The organism is Shewanella sp. DW31, assembly GCF_015767295.1.
Lineage (GTDB): Bacteria > Pseudomonadota > Gammaproteobacteria > Enterobacterales > Shewanellaceae > Shewanella > Shewanella oncorhynchi.
In genome coordinates this window covers 16,387-34,109 of the sequence record NZ_JADWMP020000036.1, presented here as the reverse complement: position 1 = coordinate 34,109, position 17,723 = coordinate 16,387, and the positions used below count along the sequence as shown (strand labels likewise).

Genomic DNA, 17,723 nt, shown 5'->3' with positions numbered 1-17,723 from the left:
CAGATGATGTAGGTTCTTGGAATAGCCCCTTCCAGGGGCAAGTCAAAGCCGCCTTCTAAGAAGGCGGATTCTTTACTACTGGAAACAGGTGTTGCACTGAGTCTCTGCGTTCACATTGAGTCAGGTGGCGAGCGCTAAGATTTAGCGGTTATCTGGCTGTTAATCACTAGACTCAAGTATTCAGTAAAATCATGACCGTGATTCTGCAGCATTTTGGGGAACATAGAAATCGGCGTAGAACCTGGGAAGGTATTGATTTCATTTAGTAAAATTTCATTATCCGCGGTTAAGAAAAAGTCGATGCGCGACAGGTGACGCAATTTCATACCTTTAAATGCTTTGATTGCATAGGCGCGGATTTGTTCACTGATCTCAGCTGACACATGCTGTGCCACCACATCGGTGCGTGCTTTACTGTTTTTGGCGTATTTCTCATCGAAGGTGTAGAAGGTGTTGGTATCACAGATGATTTCACCTGGTACTGTCGCCACCACTTCACCGTTGTACTCGTATACTGCGACTTCTAACTCACGGGCTTTAATGGTTTTTTCAACGATAACATAGGGCGCATAGCCGAAAGCATCTTTAAGCACGCCAGCGACTTTATCGCTGTCATCGACTTTATAACAACCAACAGAGGAACCCTGTGAGGCCGCTTTGACGAAGATGGATCCCCATAGTGCTAATGCGGCTTGGGTTTGCTCTATTGCTGCATCATCGAATTGGTTTAGGAAAATATACGGGGTATTCGGAATACCTAAGGCAGAGAACCACATTTTAGCGGTGATCTTATTAAAGCAGTTACTGCTAGCCTCGGATTCACAGCCAAAATAGGGCAGTTGGATCAAATTAAAATAGGATTGAATGTCACCTGTTTCGCCGGGATAGCCATGAATGCAGGGAATGACGTAATCGACCGGCCATGGGGCTTTGCTCTCATCGCGGAAGCGAATTTCGCGGCTATTGGTCAGTTCACAATCATCACCCGCAGCGGTGCGGTATTGACCAAATTTATCCAGTTCGACACGCAATACACAAAACTGCTCGGATTTTGCCAGTGAGGTTTCAAAATAATTGGCCGACATGAGTGAAATATCGTGTTCGGCACTTCCGCCGCCGCACAGCAAAAGCAGGTTGATCTTAGACATTGTGAGTGATTCCTCAAAGTGAGCAAAATCGGATGACATCGGCCTGTGGCAATACGAATATCATCCTATAGTACAGCCGCTGTCATCTTAGTTTTCTTGCCCCTATGAGTGCAAGGTTTTGCTGACTGATGGCTATTAAGTGGTGAATTTTAACGCATTACATCGCATTGCAAATATGGGGTTGTGCCTTTGTCGGGTTTATTTTGATTTTTGTGGCGTGAGATGGCAATGTCGTTGGACTATTGCTTCGTCACCGTCATCTAAACTGTGCAACCCAGTACGAGTGACATTGACTTTAGGCAGATTACAACATGGTATCTCATGGTGAATAAAAACATTCGGTTAGCTCGCTTACAGGATACAGATAGTGTGCAGGTATTACTTGAGCAACTCGGTTATTCTTTGCCCCATGCCGCTTTAGCCCAGACGTTAAGCCAATATCAGCATGATTCTCTGCGCCGCAGTGATGAATTACTGGTGTATGAGCAACATAATGCGCAGGGTGACATGCAAGTTGTCGCTGTGATGGCCTTAATGTTCTTTGATTATTTCCCCGCCTTGAGTCGTATCTGTCGTATAACCGCAATTGTGGTGGATGCCGACATGCGGGGTCAGGGCGTTGGCTCTCAGTTGATTGCCTTTGCGAAAGAGAGGGGAAAGCAAGAGAATTGCCAGTTACTCGAACTCACTACATCGATGCAGCGCATTGCCACACAGCAATACTATGAAAGTATAGGGTTTACCAAAACATCCTTTCGCTACAGCTTAGTTTTGAGCGAACCAAACGGCTAATTCTTGGCTCGAGCGAGCATAATCAGATCCGTTGTCCTTGTGCCTTCGGGTACCGGAAAAACGTTGCGGGTGACATTGATAATTTCAAATTGATTGATTTTAGCAATTGATATTGCTTGGCCCACCACCGATATTCAGTCATCCGAATTTGTACATTAATACAAAAGATCAGAGTAAATAGTTCAGATCAAAACAGATGTTTAGCCCTAAGTTATAGGCATGATTTTTATGTAAATTCACCATTAACTCGACATCCATCAGTTGCGCTAAGGTCACTGGTCTCGCTTCCCAGCGCGGTGCATGGCCAGCATCATTACAGTGTGCTAGGTATAAACGTCGCGTACTTTGATGTATGCCAAAATACGTCATATTACAACGCTGGCTAATCGTTAAATAGGGCTCAAAGTCGAGTGCATATACCTGCATGTCTTTAAATTCTGACCACTGGATATAGCGGGTTTTTTCATAATAACGTTTAGGTAAAGCGGCATCTGGTGCTATGGCGTCAAACAAGGCAATAACGGCTTGTAGATCCTTAAGTATAATAATGTCCTTTTTAATCAATGTTTAAATCCTTAGTTTCATGGTTAGAGTAAATCTAAAAGTCATATCTTAAAATGTAGTTCCTAAAGTGTTCCCCATTGACCACAAAGCTTCATTCACCCCCAAAGGCGGTCGGCAAGACCCGATGCGCGTTGGGTTGCTTGGCTACTGGCCCGCTCGAATACGTGCTGGGTGCCTAAGCAGGTAAAGTGGACTTTAGCGCGGGTGATGGCGGTGTAGACCAACTCTTTGGTCAGCAGTTGCCACTGGGCTAGGCTGGGGCTCGGCGGCAATACTAAGGCCACACGGCTAAATTCGCTGCCTTGGCTTTTGTGTACTGTCATGGCATAACAGGTTTCATGGCTGGGCAAACGGGCTGGCAAGACTTTTAATAGGCTGCCATCGGCCTTGATAAAGTGCGCCATTAAACGTTCGGGTTTATCTTCATCCTGCAAAATCAATCCGATATCACCGTTAAACAGGCCTAAGTTATAGTCATTGCTTTGGATGATAATGGGCCGACCCAGATAAAACTCCTGAAGCGGTTTAATCAGCTTGGCATTGGCCAGTGCTTGAGTCACAAATTGATTAATACCTTCAACCCCATAATCGCCCGAGCGCATAGCACATAGAATACGGTACTGGTTAAAGCGTTCAATGATGTCAGCTGTGCTTGGACGTGTGCCTATATCACTATTACTTGCATCATTGTTACTTGCATGGCTATTCAAGGCACCGAGATAAGCGCCATATTGCTGGCAGGCTTGCTCCAGAAGTGAATTGAGTCCCATATTATTAGCAGGCTCGCTCACTTTGGCTTGGGTTTGGCTTACGACCATACTGTGTTCTAACCAGCTCAATTCTGCAGGTCCCTGTTGCCATACCTGCAAAATACCTTGAAGATCTGCACGATTGACGGCACTGGCGAGCAGTCCAATCCCTGCATCGCCTTTAAATCTGTGGCTGTGCATTAGCATACATAAGCTATCGCCAAGCTTAGGGGCGTCGCTGATATAGGGCGTTAACTCAAAACCTGTTAAAGCACTCAGACGCTCGGCTTGTTCCTTGGAATAGCGCATTTGCCACAGAGCAGGGCTGTTTGACGCTATGTTGTTCTGAGCAAGGTTATTGGGATCTACTGGTATTTTAAGGCCCGCACAAATATCGGCGAGCACAGCGCCAGCCTCAACCGAGGCGAGTTGGTCTTGATCGCCGAGTAAAATCAAACTGGCGTGCTCTGGCAGTGCGCTGAGCAGTTTGTACATCATGGGCAAATCGACCATAGAGGCTTCGTCGACAATTAATAAGTCGAGCCTAAGCGGATTACCTTGATGGTGGCGAAAGTGCGGCGAATTGGGGATCACCCCAAGCAGTCTGTGTAAGGTTGATGCCTCCTCTGGAATGCGTCCCAGAGCTGTTAAAAAGTCTTGGCTATTTCTATTGCGAGCTTCATCAATAACATTAGCATGGGCGCTGAGTTCCTTCGCCAGACGCGCTTTTGAGGCTTTGATTGATTCGCTTAAGCGAGCCGCCGCTTTTCCCGTTGGCGCGACTAAACGTATTTCCTGTTGTGATTCCATTTGTAGCAATAACAAAAGCTTAGTCACAGTAGTGGTTTTGCCCGTACCTGGGCCGCCAGTGATCACCGACAGTTTTTTACCCAGCGCTGTGGCCGTGGCGACCTTTTGCCAATCAATGGGTGCTGTGTCTTCACTGTTAGTGAGTGAATGGGGATCGCTCACAGTGGTAGGGAACAGTTGATCTAGCAGTGACCTCAACTTAGCGATTTGCGGTTGCTTTTGGTGGTTTGCTTCTTCAGATAATTGCCTAGATACGCTTCCGGACAAGCGGATTAATGAGGCGGCGACTGAGGTTTCAAATTGATGATAACGTTGTAAATAGAGTCTGCCATTATCAAAAATAAGCGGTTTGTTACTGCCCGCTTGGCCGACGGCATCAAAGGTTTGTAAGGTCTCAGTGAGCGCTTCGAGGCTTAAGGTGATTTTACAATGGCTATTTTGTTCGGCCATGGGATTAAGTGGCACAATATGGGCGAGCACTAGACAACTGTGCTGTGAAGATAATTGCTGGCTTAATAGCGCACACAGCAAAATAAACAAGGGTTGTTGGCTGTCGCTTGGATGCAAGTGACTCATTTCGAGTGCGAAATGCCGATCGAGCGGTGTGAGCAGTCGTTCTTGCTCCCACTGTTTTAACAGCTCTGGCAGCGGCGCTGTAAGCTGAATTGCGCCATGGTCTATCCATTTCGCTGCTGTGAGTGAATGTGCATTTAGCCCTTGGGTTGAGCGCATCATGCCGTGACTCCTGTATCTATTGCACGAGCCAATCTGCTGTGAAATAAATTGTCATTAAAAAGTGAATCTAGCGCGAGAATAAGTGCCTTCGGCGGCTTGTCGTAGTAAATACCATAGCCGGGATATTGAGCCGACATTCCCCGTAAGAACAAGTAATAACAACCTCCGATATGGCTGTCGTAGTCATAACTTGGCAGGCGTAAACTCAAATACCTGTGTAGCGCCAATGAATAGAGAATGTACTGCAAATCGTACCTGTGATCGGTTATTGCGCTTTGCAGTGCGCTCTGATGATAGGCATTGATGTTGTCGCCTAAATGATTCGACTTATAGTCGGCGATATAATATTGACCTTGGTATTCAAAGGTTAAATCGATAAAGCCTTTGAGCATGCCCTTGAGATCATCAAACTTAAGTGTCGACTCATAGCCAAATTGCTGCAGTAGCGCATTGAGCTCAATATCTTTAAGTTCGCTTAAGGGTAAATAAAACTCCATTTCGACTAAGGTATTCTGCGGCGATAACTTGGCTAAGCACAAATCAGGATGTTCAGGTTTGACGGCGCTTACATGCCCCGTGAATTGCGACTCTAAGGCGTGCGGTATCGCGCAGAGCGGTGCATGCAGCACATCCAAATACCAAGTATGTAATACTGTTTGCCATTCGGGCGCGATACCGTATTGCAGCATGGCTTTAGGCAATTGCAGCGGTAAGTCGATTTCTGCCTGCGTAAAATCAATCTCTTCTAACACTAAATGCATAAAGCTACCGGCATTGGCGCCGCGCTCAAAGTTAAAGCGATTGAGCATGTCATCCTGCAAATCATGACTTGCCTCATCAGGAATTGAGAGTGTTTGCACAGCCGTATATTCAAGCGTACCTAATATTTCATCGTCGGCACCCGGCGCGGTTTTACCATGGCTGGTATTTTTAACTAGGCCTGAATAACTGCAGACTCGCCACGGCGTGCAGTATTGGCGGGTTAAGGTTTTCGCGCTCAGTATTTGTGCTATGTCTTGGCTTGAGGGCAATGGCCGCTCGTCTATGTCATCGGGCACCTTATCAATACTTATGGCTTCCACATCTTGAGCGAGCTGCTGCGTAGCATTGCAGATACGGGCAAAGTCACATTCTGAGTCGCCTATGCCCAATAGATAGCCGATAGCGGTTTCATGTAGCTGACTTTTAAGACCATTTTTAAGCTGACGACTGTGGTTGGTGATATACAAGTAACACAAATACACAGGGCGAGTGAGCGCCACATACAAAAGGCGCAAGTCCTCGGCCAAGGTTTCTTGTTTTGCGCGCTCCCAACCGTCATCCGTGCCTTCGATATCCCACACTAGCTCTTGCTCACCTGCATCGTTGGTTCTGTGGTACAGCATAGGCGTAGGGCGGCGGCGATTGTCGCGGGCTAGGCTGACAAAGGGCACAAAACATACGGGATACTCAAGACCCTTACTCTTATGGATAGTGACGATCTGCACCAGATTCTGCTCGCTTTCAAGGCGCAGCTGCTGTTCATCGGTGCCTGTGTTATCAATCAGTTGCTGTTCATACCAATTGAGCAGGGCACTCATACCATCAAGTTCGGTGGCCTTTTGTTGTAATAGCTCGGCAAGGTGGCGAAAATCCGTCAGGCGACGCTCACCGTTTGTGGCATCTTGCTCTTGAGCATCTACCTCTACACTGGCGGTGTGCAGTAAACGGTCAATCAGTTTAGTGCTATTGGCAAGGCTGAGTAGCGCGGGCATGATGCCGCGTTTTTGCCACACTTGGTGCAAGTTAAAAAATTGCTCTAATAACAGCTGTCTGTGTTCTTCATCTTGGTTAAAGGCATGAATTTGCTCGGCGCTGTAGCCCAATAATGCCGTGGCTAGGGCGCTGCGCAGTGCCCGTTCATCTTTTGGGTTCGCTAGAGAGCGCAAAATTAACGCCATTTCCCGCGCTTCAAGGGTATCGAACACACTGTCGCGACTTAAAAATACTGCGCCTATGTGGCGTTTACTCAAGGCGGTTTTCATTACCGCCGCCTCGTTGCGATCCCGCACTAAGATAGCGATGTCTTTAGCGATCAAAGGCCCTTTAGGGCTGTGGCATTCGCCATTGGCCGCATCTGTCAGTAAACGGGTAATTTGTGCCGCCGCATCTTCGGCGAGCAAGTGTCTTGCAGTGGTTTTATTGAGGCCGTTTTCTGTGCTTTCGCTTAAGAGTCTTAATCTTAAGGCGGCGGGATTGGCGGTTTTTTCAGTGAGGATTTTCCCTTTAGCACTGCTGGGCGTTTTCACGCTATCAAAGGGGATCGACTGACTGATAAAAGGATCGTGATGCTGGCTAAACAGATGGTTAACCCCAGCGACCATGTTAGTGCTTGAGCGGTAGTTGGTATCCAGATGATAGTGGGCCTGCGTATGATGACGGGCCTCAATATAGATATGGATATCGGCACCGCGAAAGGCATAAATGGCTTGCTTAGGATCGCCAATCATCAACAGGCTGAGCTTATTTTCTGTATCGTTTTTGCCTTGCTGCTCAAACGAGTAGCGGTCTTGGTAGATGCCAGAGAAGATCGCAAATTGCAGCGGATCGGTATCTTGGAATTCATCAATAAGCGCGACGGGAAAACGTGTTGCCACGGCTTTGGGCAAGGTTTCATTATTGGCGTTTAACGCGCTCGCTAATGTCGTGAGTAAGTCATCTGGGGTCAGCACATTTTTTTGTTGTTTTTGCTGGGCAAATCGCTCGCTTATGCCAAGTTTCGCACTATACAAAAATGCCGGTTTAATGGCGGCAATCAATATGGCGAGTTGCTCCATATGATCCATCAGCGGTGCTTCGCTCACACTTGGGAGCACGCCGCCCTTGTTGAGTTTTAACTCAGACAGCGATAAGGCTTCTAATTCTTTCAGTGGCGGCAACCCATGACCGAAGGCGAGCCAGTTATCTAGTGCATCGAACATGGCGGCTAGCTTGGGGTACTTATCCGTTGCTTTGCCAAAGCGGGTGCCGTTGAGTGGCAAACTGTGCAGCAATGCCAATAAGCCATCGCGTCCCCTTGGCCAAGCTAATTTAAAGCGCTCTAAACTTTGGCGTAGTGACAGGGCTAAGGCATCAAACTTAAGCGCGGGTTTCAGAGGCTTTGCTTGACTGGCGCCAAGGAGCGGTCGCAACTGTTTGACTAAACCATCGGGCTCGCCAAATTCCTTGGCAATGATTTGCGCTAAGTAATCGGGTAGCGGATAACAGGCCTCACGCCAAAAATCCCGCACGGCATGGTGCAAAAATTCGCTGTCGTCCAAGGTAAAGTCCGATTCGAACAGCAAGGAAGACTCAAAGGCGAGATCCGATAAAATTCGCTGACAGAAACCGTGAATGGTAAAAATTGCTGCTTCATCGAGGGATTTAAGGGCGAGATCGAACCGTCTCAAGGCAATAGCGCGATCACTCTCTGGAGTGTTGTCATACAGCGCTTGCACAAAGGGGTCGGCAATCGTTAGCCCTAAGAAGCACTTAAAGGCGACTTGAATACGGCGACGAATACGATCCCTTAGCTCTTCGGTGGCCGCATTGGTGAAGGTGACCACGAGAATTTGTTCGCAGGTGAGCGGCGCAGGAATGCCATCACCAAGCAATAAGCGTAAGTAAAGACCTGAAATCGTGTAGGTTTTACCTGTGCCAGCGCTGGCCTCAATAAGACGACTACCGCCAAAGGGCAGAGTGAGAGGATCAAGCGCTTGTGGTGCAGACTGTAAGGCTTGCGTGTTCAACGGCATCTGTTCACTCATGCTTGCTCTCCCTGTGCGCTATTGCGGTTCAAATGTGGTGTGGGAGCCTGTGTTTCATTAGCAGGGCCTTGGCTCATGCCGTCGTTGAGCGCAAATTCCTCAAGCTGAGCCAGCGTGTCTTTGAGATATAAACTCACCATCGGGCGATAGATACGTTCGGCTAATGCGCCAAAGCTATCCTCAGAGAAATCCCGCGGGAAACTGAATAATCGCTGGTAATGGGGTTCGTTCCCTTCACCCAATTGACTCTGCTCATCTAACCATTCGGGTAACGCTTGCTGCAAACGCTCATCGTGCTCACCATCGCAGCTGACGTAGGCCAGTGACGTGCGCGGCATAAAACACAGTGGGTGTTGTTGGCCTTGGTAAAACAACACTAACAAATCGGCCAGTAACGCATGGGCGCGCTCAGCTGTGATTGGCGCTAAGGCGTGGAAGTGCCCCATGTCGAGTAGATAGCTTACATGTGTGTGGCCCATTGCCATTAAACACAGGTGGCGAAGGTACAACCTCAGCACATCGCGACCGTGTGCGCTACCAGGACGGTAATTCACTAACCCCTTAGGGCTGATGTCATCGATACGACCTTGCAGTAACACTTGTTGGGATTTACCCGCCGTGATGGGCAAGTCAAACACGAGTTTAATATCCGCATGGCTGCTGGCTTGTTCTCCCTTGAGGAACAAAGTTCTGCCAATCAAAGGTTTAATATCATGCTGATATTGACGCAATAGCAAATCATCGAAGGGCTGCATGGGCAAAGTGCCACTGGCTTTGAGGCGTTTAATCAGTTCAATATCGGGCTCAGTTAGGCCTTGGCCTATGGCATCGTCGAGTAACTGGGCCTGTAACATATAACGCTCTAGGGCATTCAAGCTAAAGGGCTCGTCATTATCATCAGCCTGAATATTAAGGCTGAGATCGACTTTTAACGTACGGTTGAAGAAGTACTGCGCCGGATTTCGAAAGAAACGGATCAGGGCAGACACATCCACTTGCTTGCTTTGCTGCTGTTCGTGCACAGAAGCGGGCTGTGCCTCTGTATCTGGCACTGAGTCTTGTTCATCCGCTTCGAGCATGATGCGAGTTTGCACGCCGATAAAGCGGCCCGCATGTGTGCCCACAGTGTCCGTATTGGGTGGACACCATTGCAGGCTGTAACTTTGGCCTATGCCCGAGTTACTTGAGGTTCTGCCTGAGCCATCTTTGCTTGAGCCATCTTTGTCATCATTTTTTACTGTGGCTTGATACAACTTGGGATCAAAGGGTTGCAGCGGCTGGTGGCTGACAATCGCGTTATAGAGGGCTTTTTCGGCATTCTCTGGTTCAATTACGCTTGCAGCGTTTTGCGATTGAATCAATAGGGCTTCAGGTAAATAGCACAGCTGACAATATTCAATCAGCTCAGAGACAAGCATAGAGGCGATACGCTCAGAGTTATCCCGTTCGCTGCGGCCAATATAGCTGATATACAGTTGTTCCCGCGCCGACAATAAGGCTTCTAAAAACAAATATCTGTCATCGAGGCGGCGGGAGCGATCGCCTTTACGGGCACCGAAATGCGCCATTAAATCAAAGCCGACGGGATGTTGAACCCTAGGATAAACCCCATCGTTCATGCCGAGTAAACACACGACCTTAAAAGGAATCGAGCGCATCGGCATCAAGGTGCAAAAGTTCACGCTTCCCGCAAGATAACGCTGGCCGACCCGAGATTCGGTTAAGCGTTGATTAAACCACTGTTGCAGCACTTCAATACTGAGGCTAAGCCCGCTTATGCGCTCTTGGGTTAGCGGCGCTAACGGGTTTGTCTCTAACGTTTTTGTATCTAAGGGCCTGCCCGCTGACAGTAACTCTTGCTCTAGGGCGGCAATGGCATCGCGGATTTCCTGTAATTGTTCGCGCTCGTCTTCATCGGTGTCGTAGAAGGCATCTAGTAGCTCAGTTAATTCCGCTAAACGCAGTGCGCCCACTTGCGGCAGGGCGAGTATTTGCGCCGTTTCATCGAGTACTTCAATAAAATTGAGTAGCTTACCCAGCGCCTGCGCCGATTGGCCTTCGATGCCAGTGACGACAAGATGGTCTTGATAGAGCGGCGCATCGTCACTCAAGGCGTAACCTAAAATCAGCCTTTTAATACCAAAGGCCCAGGAGTTTTGCTCAAACGCTGGCACACCTTGTTTAAGGCGGCTTTGTTCATCGCGGCCCCAGCGCACGCCTGCTTCATCTAACCAGCGGCGGATCAGTTGCAATTCATCGTCATCGAGCTGGAAACGGCGCAAAATGGCGGGTACTTCGAGTATGCTCAAAATGTCGGTCAGACCAAAACGACTTTGATTAATTCCAAGTAAATTTAAAAAGCTATTGATGAGCGGTGATTCCTGCGCTGCGCCGCGATCGGCAATGGCGTAGGGAATGTAATGCAGGCCTTGCTTCGCCGAGAAGACGGCATCGATATAGGGTGCGTAGGCGGCGACATCGGGCATCATGACCACTATGTCTTTGGGTGTCAGGTCGGCATGGTTGCTGAGTAACTCAAGCAAGTGATCGTGCAGGGTTTCGATTTCCCGCAGTGGGCTGTGACAACTCTTGACTCGAATGGATTCATCGTCGCGCTTTAGTAGGCGTCTGTTCTCGACATTTTGGTACAGCTCGGCATCTGGCCCTAGCACTCTGTCTAAGGTTTGCATCTCTAAAATATCGTATTGCACGCCGTGGAGCATGCTGGCGTGACTGTGTGGCGAGTTGGGATCGTCACAGGGTTCACAATACACATCATCGCCAAAGTCGCAGTGTTCGGCTGGGAGCTCAAGCAGCATATCGAGTAATTCACGGCCCATCTTGCCGTTATTGGCAAGCAGCGGATTGCCCACTTCGAGTTTATCTTCCCACAGTTCGGCTAATTGGCGTTTACCCGCATATTGCACCGCCATGCGGGCCCGATTACGGGGATCAACAATGTCGCCCCAATAGTGCTGACAGGGGCTTAAGCCAAGCACGATCACATCGATACGACTTGCTAGATGGTAAAGCACTTCAAGGGTTTGCGGCGCCATTGAGGAAATGCCAAACACAAATAAGCGTTGTGGCAATTTGGCGAGTGACGTGTCGGGATGATTCAGCGCGGCAATTAAGTCACTGTGCAGGTTGGCCCTGTGGTAATGGCTTTGATTAAGCTCATCACGGTTAAAGGCAATGAGCGCGCGCCATAAAATGGGTTGCCAGCGTTGGTCTTCATTCAGCGGCTTGGTGAGTGATTCGGGATGCTCGTTTTGCTCCCACGCTAAAATCCAATCGGGGCGATACACTAAGTATTGGTCGAAGATATCGGCAATCCGGCCACAGAGTTGGTACAGCTTAATGTCGTCAGCCGTCATATCACTCGTGTCGGCGGCATTTGTGGTGGACGTGCTGTCTAGCATATTGTCTAGGCTATTACCTTGCACATGGCCTAGATAGTGTCTCAACGGCCCAAAGACGTCATTTTGCAACATGCGCGGTAAGAGTTGCATCAGCTTCCACGTCATCGCCGCCTTAGTGAAGGCGTTATCCTTAGGCACATTGGGCAATAAGTCATGGCACAACTGCCAGGTAAAGCTCGATGGCAGCGGGAATTCCAGTGCGGCAGCAATTCCATTCTGTTTGGCGATTTCGAGGCGTAGCCAAGTCGACATGCCGGGACTCTGTACCAGAATATGCTCGTTACTCAGTAGACGTGCAAAAGCAAGGGGTTGGGTCAGGTAAGCGGCTAAATGGGCGCAGAGCACTTCCATCTGATTGGACTGGATTAACTTTAGCATGTGCAACTCGGCATGGTGACAATAAAACAATTCTATGTGTTTGATTTATAAGATTCAACACTATTGCAGCTTCTGTGGAATTAACCCGCAATTTTAGGTGTTTATTGGTGCTTGCTCCGATGATGTATCGTCAGTTACAGCTCAGTTGACGAATGCTAGGCTAGATTGAACTTATCTTTCACTTTGGCTCTGAGCAATAACCAGTTGAGTTGCTTCGCCGCCGCTTTAAATGCGGTTAAATGCGCTTGATAGTCTTTAGCCGGTAAATCTTGGTACTTCAGCGCCACATAACTTTGTGTCAAGGTTTGGAACAGCGTGCAAAGCTTTGGTGCACTGTGTTGGTATTGCTCAATAATCTGCTGCGCAAATTGATTTGGTCCATCACTGTCTTTGCGCTTAATGCCGTGGTGTGCAAGACGATTACAGATCTGTTGATAACGAGTGCTAATAGGATCGCCTTGAACTCTAAAATGTAATAAGCCCGCACTGTAGGCGATATAGAGCACGATAAGGCTGATACAGAGCCCCATAAAGACCGCGATTTTAGTGTGAGTCACATCGCCTAAAATACCACTGAGCACTTGATTTTGCTTCTCTTGGTTAAAACCCAGTACCCACACGCTCCAGTAATAATCTACGCTGGCAAAACGTTGTCTTAACTCATTGAGCCAAGGCATTGATTTAAATCGTAAGCTACTAAAAGGGCTTTCCTGCAGGTAACTCTGCTCGGGATCAAATTGGGCGTCGAAACCTTGCTCGATACGATTGGGCGCCACCATAGCGGTGGGGTCGAAACGCACCCAACCTTCATCTTCAAGCCAGACTTCTGCCCATGCGTGGGCCATATATTGATACACACTGTAGTAACCCGCTTGCGGATTATATTCTCCCCCCTGATAGCCTGTGACCATACGTGCGGGTAAACCTGTGGCCCGCGCCATAAAAATGAAGGCAGCGGCATAGTGCACGCAAAAACCGGCTTTGTTTTCAAATAAGAAATCATCCACTTGCTGCGGCCCAAGGGGAGGCGGCGTGAGAGTGTAGAAAAAAGGCTCACTATTAAAGTGGCCCATCATGGCCCATAGTCGTGGCTTAGGCGCGGGATACTGAGTCTTAAACTGCTCAGCTAACGTTAAAGTGCGTGGATTACTTTGGCTCGGTAGTTCGAGGTTAATCTGCCTTTGCCGCGCAGATAGCCTGAGATCCATCTTAGCCTTAGGCCAAGACTCTACTTGATAACTCATTCGCTGATCGATATTGCGCAGCGCCAACAGCCGATAGTCGGGCATATTGACCACGTTATCATCTTGGCTATAGGCCACATCGAGACCAAATAACCACGGCTGGTGGCTCGGCTCAGCAATCACTTGGTAACGAATACTATGCTTATCTTGCTTACTTAATGCGATCTCTTGATCTTCGCTGCTTATCGAAGCAGGACTATTGCTCATGGGATCAGGATTATTGACCATCAATGCTGGACTGGGCCGTGAGGGAGGAAACAGCAGCGCATCTTTTTGCAACTGTTTAATCCCCGCGTCTTGGCGCCAAGTGACACCATCATAGTGCTCCATCACGAGGGCGCGCCAATATAACTCGGCATTAATGGGCGTTGCATTGGTAAAACTCGCCCTAAAGGCAAGTTCAGTCGAACGGGTGAGCTTACCTATATCACCAATCGCCAGACTATCGGACAAGCCCGTTTGGGCTTCTTTCATGTTGGGCACTAACCAGAGCGGTGCAAGACGCGGTAACACTAAAAATAACAGCAGCGCGAGGGGAAGGCTCTGGAGTAAAAATTTGCCACCGATCCAAGCCGTGTGTTTTAAGGATTGCTTATCTTGATACAAAGTCACGAGTACGCAGGTATTGATCAGCGTTACCACGAGTAAATGCGCGGTATTAAGCAGGGATTGATGGTCGATAAAGGTCAGCGCGATAATAAAATAGCCCGCGAGGACGACAACGCGCACATCCCTTTGATTACGCATTTCAATGTATTTTAAGGCATAACCTAACAGCAGCAGATTTACTAGCGCATTGAGTAAGCCTATTTCCTTTGAAACGAGTGCCAGTGTGGTTGCGGCGCCGATCGCAAGACTGGTCACCAAAAAACGCGGTGGTTTTGCCACTTTGCCGACATAAATCCCCACACGCCACAGCAAACAGATAGCGCAAATGCCCAAAGTCCAAGGCGTGGTTTTATCAAATAGTGGGCTTAATACCGCAATATTGGTGATCAATAACCAAAAAAGTGTCTGGCGGCTAATATTGTCGCCGATTTGCGGTGTCATGCTATTGGCCGCTAACTTCATACTTGCTCCCTCGAAGTAGGGATATGATGCTGCTTGCGGGGAGCTTGATTCGTTTTTTGTGGGTGATTAGCGGCTGATGACTGATATGGGGGCTTCGCCGCTGAAGGCGCTAATTGTGGATATAAGGCAATGGCTTTTTGACAGGCGATCCTATGGTGATTGCCTATCGCGGGCGCGATCAAGACATCGTCTCCCATTGGGTTTTGCAGATGTAAGCCAAAATACTGCTCAAGTTGCGTGAGTTTATTGACTTGCCAGCTTAGCTGACTCAATTGGGTTTCGAGGCGTTTGGCATCGGGTCTGAGCCTTAACCAGACGGGATCACCTTGGGGCTGCTGGAATTCTTTAGTCAGCATGCCGCGACCCTGTGCCCATTGTTTCCATGCCACTTGCTTGAGGGATTCGCCGAGCACATGGGGTTTAAGGCCTTTGAACTCATCAATCCCCGATACATGTTTACCCGCGAGTAACAGGGGATCTTGCTCCGACTGAGTATGATCAGCCTCAAGCTGTAGCGGCGCTTCAATCGGCTGGGCAAAGACTAAGTGACTAATGGCTAAATCCACATGCGACCAGGCGCGGCAAAGCCCTAAGGGATAGAAGGATTCAATTTTGAGCCGCCCCGGTGACACTTGACCCCGCTGATGATACTCGAAGGGCACGAGCGCTTGTTGTTCATCTGTACCAAGGTTCTGCACCGTATAAGTGCGATTATGCGGATAGTTAAGCTGGATGTTATGGCCACTATGGTGCGTGCTGATGAGGACGGGAAAGGTTAAGGTTTCGCCCGCATAGACTTCGGGCGGCGTCGTGGCCCGTACATGTAAGCCGGCCAGATTTTTGTAACTGTAGAGAATGCAGGTATTAAAGAGGCTTAGGAGTAAGATGCTGAGGCCAATGACTAAGTTATTTTGATAGTTAGTGCCGAATAGATATAAAAGTAAAACCAGACCGAGCCAAACTAACCCAAAACCGCTCGGCAGAATAAAAATGCTGCGATGGCTTAAGGTTATTTCGGGACTCGGTGGCAAGCGTCTTGCTAACCAACGTTGCCAAATCGGGACTAACGTCGGAATGAAAGTCGGGAGTATCAGTCGTTTCACTTCTGAGTTATTTCCTTAGTTTAATGCGTTAACTGCATACTTTAGCGATATCTTCTCATTACAGTATCTTGCTACATAATCGGGTTAACACTGGCGAGAATTCGCTCAGATAGGGCTTCACCCTGTAATTGGCTACTGGTTCTGAGTCTATGCTCCGCTACACAACAAAATACCGCTTGCACATCTTCGGGGACTAAATAATGTCGACCTTCTAAAAAGGCCCATGCCTTAGCTGCTTGTAATAGCGCTTTGGTGGCACGCGGTGATAACCCCACGCTATCACTTTGGCTACGGGAAAAACTCACTAAGGCCAGAATATAATTGAGTAAGGCATCGGAAGCGCTGACCTTGTCGCACTGCTCTTGCAGTTGCATTAAGGCCATCGGTGTCAGGCATTGGGGCAATTGATCTAAGGTTAAGTGGTTATGATTGCTCTTAAGCATAGCGAGTTCAGCATCGTGGCTTGGATAACCAATAGACAGACGCATCATAAACCTGTCGAGCTGCGATTCTGGTAGCGAAAATGTACCGGATTGATCGGTGGGATTTTGAGTCGCTATTACAAAGAAAGGATTGGGCAATCTGTGGGTGATGCCATCGACGGAAATTTGTTGTTCGGCCATCGCTTCGAGTAAAGCGCTTTGTGTCTTAGGGCTGGCGCGATTAATTTCATCGGCCAAAATCATCTGCTTAAAAATTGGTCCAGGATGAAAGATAAATTGTGCTTGATGTTTATCAAAAATCGATACGCCGAGAATGTCGGCAGGCAGCATGTCACTGGTGAATTGGATCCGCTGATAGCTCAAACCTAAGCTTTGGGCTATACCATGGGAAATACTGGTTTTACCCATGCCGGGTAAGTCTTCAATCAACAGGTGCCCACGGGCGAGAATACAGGCTAAAGCGAGACGAATTTGCCTAGGCTTGCCCAGCAATACTTGTTCGAGTTGTTGTAGTAATTCGCTGATCCCAGATTGTGCCACGGGCGACTCCTAATACATTTGGAAGTGTGCTTAAGGTGCATTTGCAAGCTGATGTGCGTTATCACTATGGCGGATCATCGCCCGTATATCCAGTGGCATTTCTAGTGCCAAATCAATTACTCGACAGCATTAGGTTTGGTCTTGAGTGGGCTGGTGGCGCGAATGTAAACCGTTTTAGCCTGATCTTACGTAAGGCACAGTACTTGGCTGCTGGTGGGGCGAATAAACCAGGATTTAAACAAAAAGCCTTGGACAAAGTCGACACCGATATCCCGCGCAAAGGCTAAGTGAGCTTCAGTTTCTATGCCTTCTAAAATGCACTGTTTGTGGGTCTTTTTGGCAAAGTTGACCAATGCAATTAATAATTGTGCTCCCTCGGGGTGTGTTATGTGCGTTAACCAATGGCGGTCGAACTTAAGATAATCCACGTTCATCATCAGATCGACACTGAGCATGGAGTGGGGCGCACCAATATCATCCAGCGCCACATGTATCTTAGCTTGTTTAAATTGAGTGAATAATTGACTGGCCAGCTGGGCATCGTTAATGCAGGTGTTTTCGATGATCTCGACCGTGACTCGTTCATAGTGGGACAGCAAACGAATGAGCTTGGCGGTATGTGGTCCATCGACGGCGTGGGGATCAACATTGATAAAAATTCGCTGCTGACTCGGCGCATGGATGAGTTGAAATGCCTTGGCTTGATATTCAACAGCAGCGAGTATTTCTGTGGATTCATGCAACTGCTCGAACACAATATTAGGTGCAACCGCATCACCATTAGGCAAGTAAAAGCGTGCTAAGGCTTCATAGCCGTCGATGGCTAAAGTATGAGGATTGACAAAGGGTTGGTATTCGCAGCTAAGCGTTAACGAACTAAGGTTAATCATGGGTGTAATGGGATTCTTAATGCTTTAATACTAATTATTCGCATTTAAC

The 17,723-nt window shown here is 48.3% G+C and carries 10 protein-coding genes; 1 reads left to right on the top strand and 9 read right to left on the bottom strand.

The annotated features are described in order from the left end of the window. Positions 1–134: 134 nt before the first annotated feature. Entirely contained in the window at positions 135–1,148 is a 1,014-nt protein-coding gene (locus GWI56_RS20910) for a D-alanine--D-alanine ligase (RefSeq protein ID WP_168825124.1), read from the bottom strand. A gap of 321 nt (positions 1,149–1,469) precedes the next feature. Between GWI56_RS20910 and GWI56_RS20905 the strand changes: the two genes are divergently transcribed. After that, positions 1,470–1,940, top strand: coding sequence for a GNAT family N-acetyltransferase (locus tag GWI56_RS20905; protein ID WP_198573956.1), 471 nt, complete (start codon positions 1,470–1,472; stop codon positions 1,938–1,940). Between the two features lie 168 nt (positions 1,941–2,108). On the opposite strand, the gene GWI56_RS20900 is transcribed toward GWI56_RS20905, so the two are convergent. The 8 genes from GWI56_RS20900 to GWI56_RS20865 all read right to left on the bottom strand — a co-directional run bounded on the left by GWI56_RS20900 (position 2,109) and on the right by GWI56_RS20865 (position 17,674). Next, positions 2,109–2,504, bottom strand: coding sequence for a hypothetical protein (locus tag GWI56_RS20900; protein ID WP_206766177.1), 396 nt, complete (start codon positions 2,502–2,504; stop codon positions 2,109–2,111). Between the two features lie 95 nt (positions 2,505–2,599). Next, on the bottom strand, positions 2,600–4,798 hold the full coding sequence (recD, locus tag GWI56_RS20895) for an exodeoxyribonuclease V subunit alpha (RefSeq protein ID WP_198573955.1): 2,199 nt from the start codon (positions 4,796–4,798) through the stop codon (positions 2,600–2,602). Further along, positions 4,795–8,583, bottom strand: a complete 3,789-nt coding sequence (recB, locus tag GWI56_RS20890; protein WP_198573954.1) for an exodeoxyribonuclease V subunit beta — start codon at positions 8,581–8,583, stop codon at positions 4,795–4,797. Before recB ends, recD begins: the two co-directional genes overlap by 4 nt. Further along, the gene (gene recC, locus GWI56_RS20885) at positions 8,580–12,383 is read right to left on the bottom strand and encodes an exodeoxyribonuclease V subunit gamma (protein WP_198573953.1); all 3,804 of its coding nucleotides are present in this window, start codon (positions 12,381–12,383) and stop codon (positions 8,580–8,582) included. Before recC ends, recB begins: the two co-directional genes overlap by 4 nt. Positions 12,384–12,538: 155 nt before the next feature. Next, on the bottom strand, positions 12,539–14,698 hold the full coding sequence (locus tag GWI56_RS20880; RefSeq protein ID WP_198573952.1) for a DUF3488 and transglutaminase-like domain-containing protein: 2,160 nt from the start codon (positions 14,696–14,698) through the stop codon (positions 12,539–12,541). After that, positions 14,695–15,801, bottom strand: a complete 1,107-nt coding sequence (locus GWI56_RS20875; RefSeq protein ID WP_198573951.1) for a DUF58 domain-containing protein — start codon at positions 15,799–15,801, stop codon at positions 14,695–14,697. Before GWI56_RS20875 ends, GWI56_RS20880 begins: the two co-directional genes overlap by 4 nt. 71 nt (positions 15,802–15,872) lie before the next feature. Next, a complete protein-coding gene (locus GWI56_RS20870; RefSeq protein WP_028760026.1) occupies positions 15,873–16,784 on the bottom strand; it encodes a MoxR family ATPase in 912 nt (303 codons plus the stop codon). Between the two features lie 185 nt (positions 16,785–16,969). Beyond that, the gene (locus GWI56_RS20865) at positions 16,970–17,674 is read right to left on the bottom strand and encodes an EAL domain-containing protein (RefSeq protein WP_131524978.1); all 705 of its coding nucleotides are present in this window, start codon (positions 17,672–17,674) and stop codon (positions 16,970–16,972) included. Positions 17,675–17,723: the final 49 nt, after the last annotated feature.

What these genes read in the sequence shown, in the direction of transcription:
- GWI56_RS20910 (WP_168825124.1), bottom strand. Translation starts at nt 1,148, where the DNA reads ATGTCTAAGATCAACCTGCTTTTGCTGTGCGGCGGCGGAAGTGCCGAA.
- GWI56_RS20905 (WP_198573956.1), top strand. Translation starts at nt 1,470, where the DNA reads ATGGTGAATAAAAACATTCGGTTAGCTCGCTTACAGGATACAGATAGT.
- recD (WP_198573955.1), bottom strand. Translation starts at nt 4,798, where the DNA reads ATGATGCGCTCAACCCAAGGGCTAAATGCACATTCACTCACAGCAGCG.
- recB (WP_198573954.1), bottom strand. Translation starts at nt 8,583, where the DNA reads ATGAGTGAACAGATGCCGTTGAACACGCAAGCCTTACAGTCTGCACCA.
- recC (WP_198573953.1), bottom strand. Translation starts at nt 12,383, where the DNA reads ATGCTAAAGTTAATCCAGTCCAATCAGATGGAAGTGCTCTGCGCCCAT.
- GWI56_RS20880 (WP_198573952.1), bottom strand. Translation starts at nt 14,698, where the DNA reads ATGAAGTTAGCGGCCAATAGCATGACACCGCAAATCGGCGACAATATT.
- GWI56_RS20865 (WP_131524978.1), bottom strand. Translation starts at nt 17,674, where the DNA reads ATGATTAACCTTAGTTCGTTAACGCTTAGCTGCGAATACCAACCCTTT.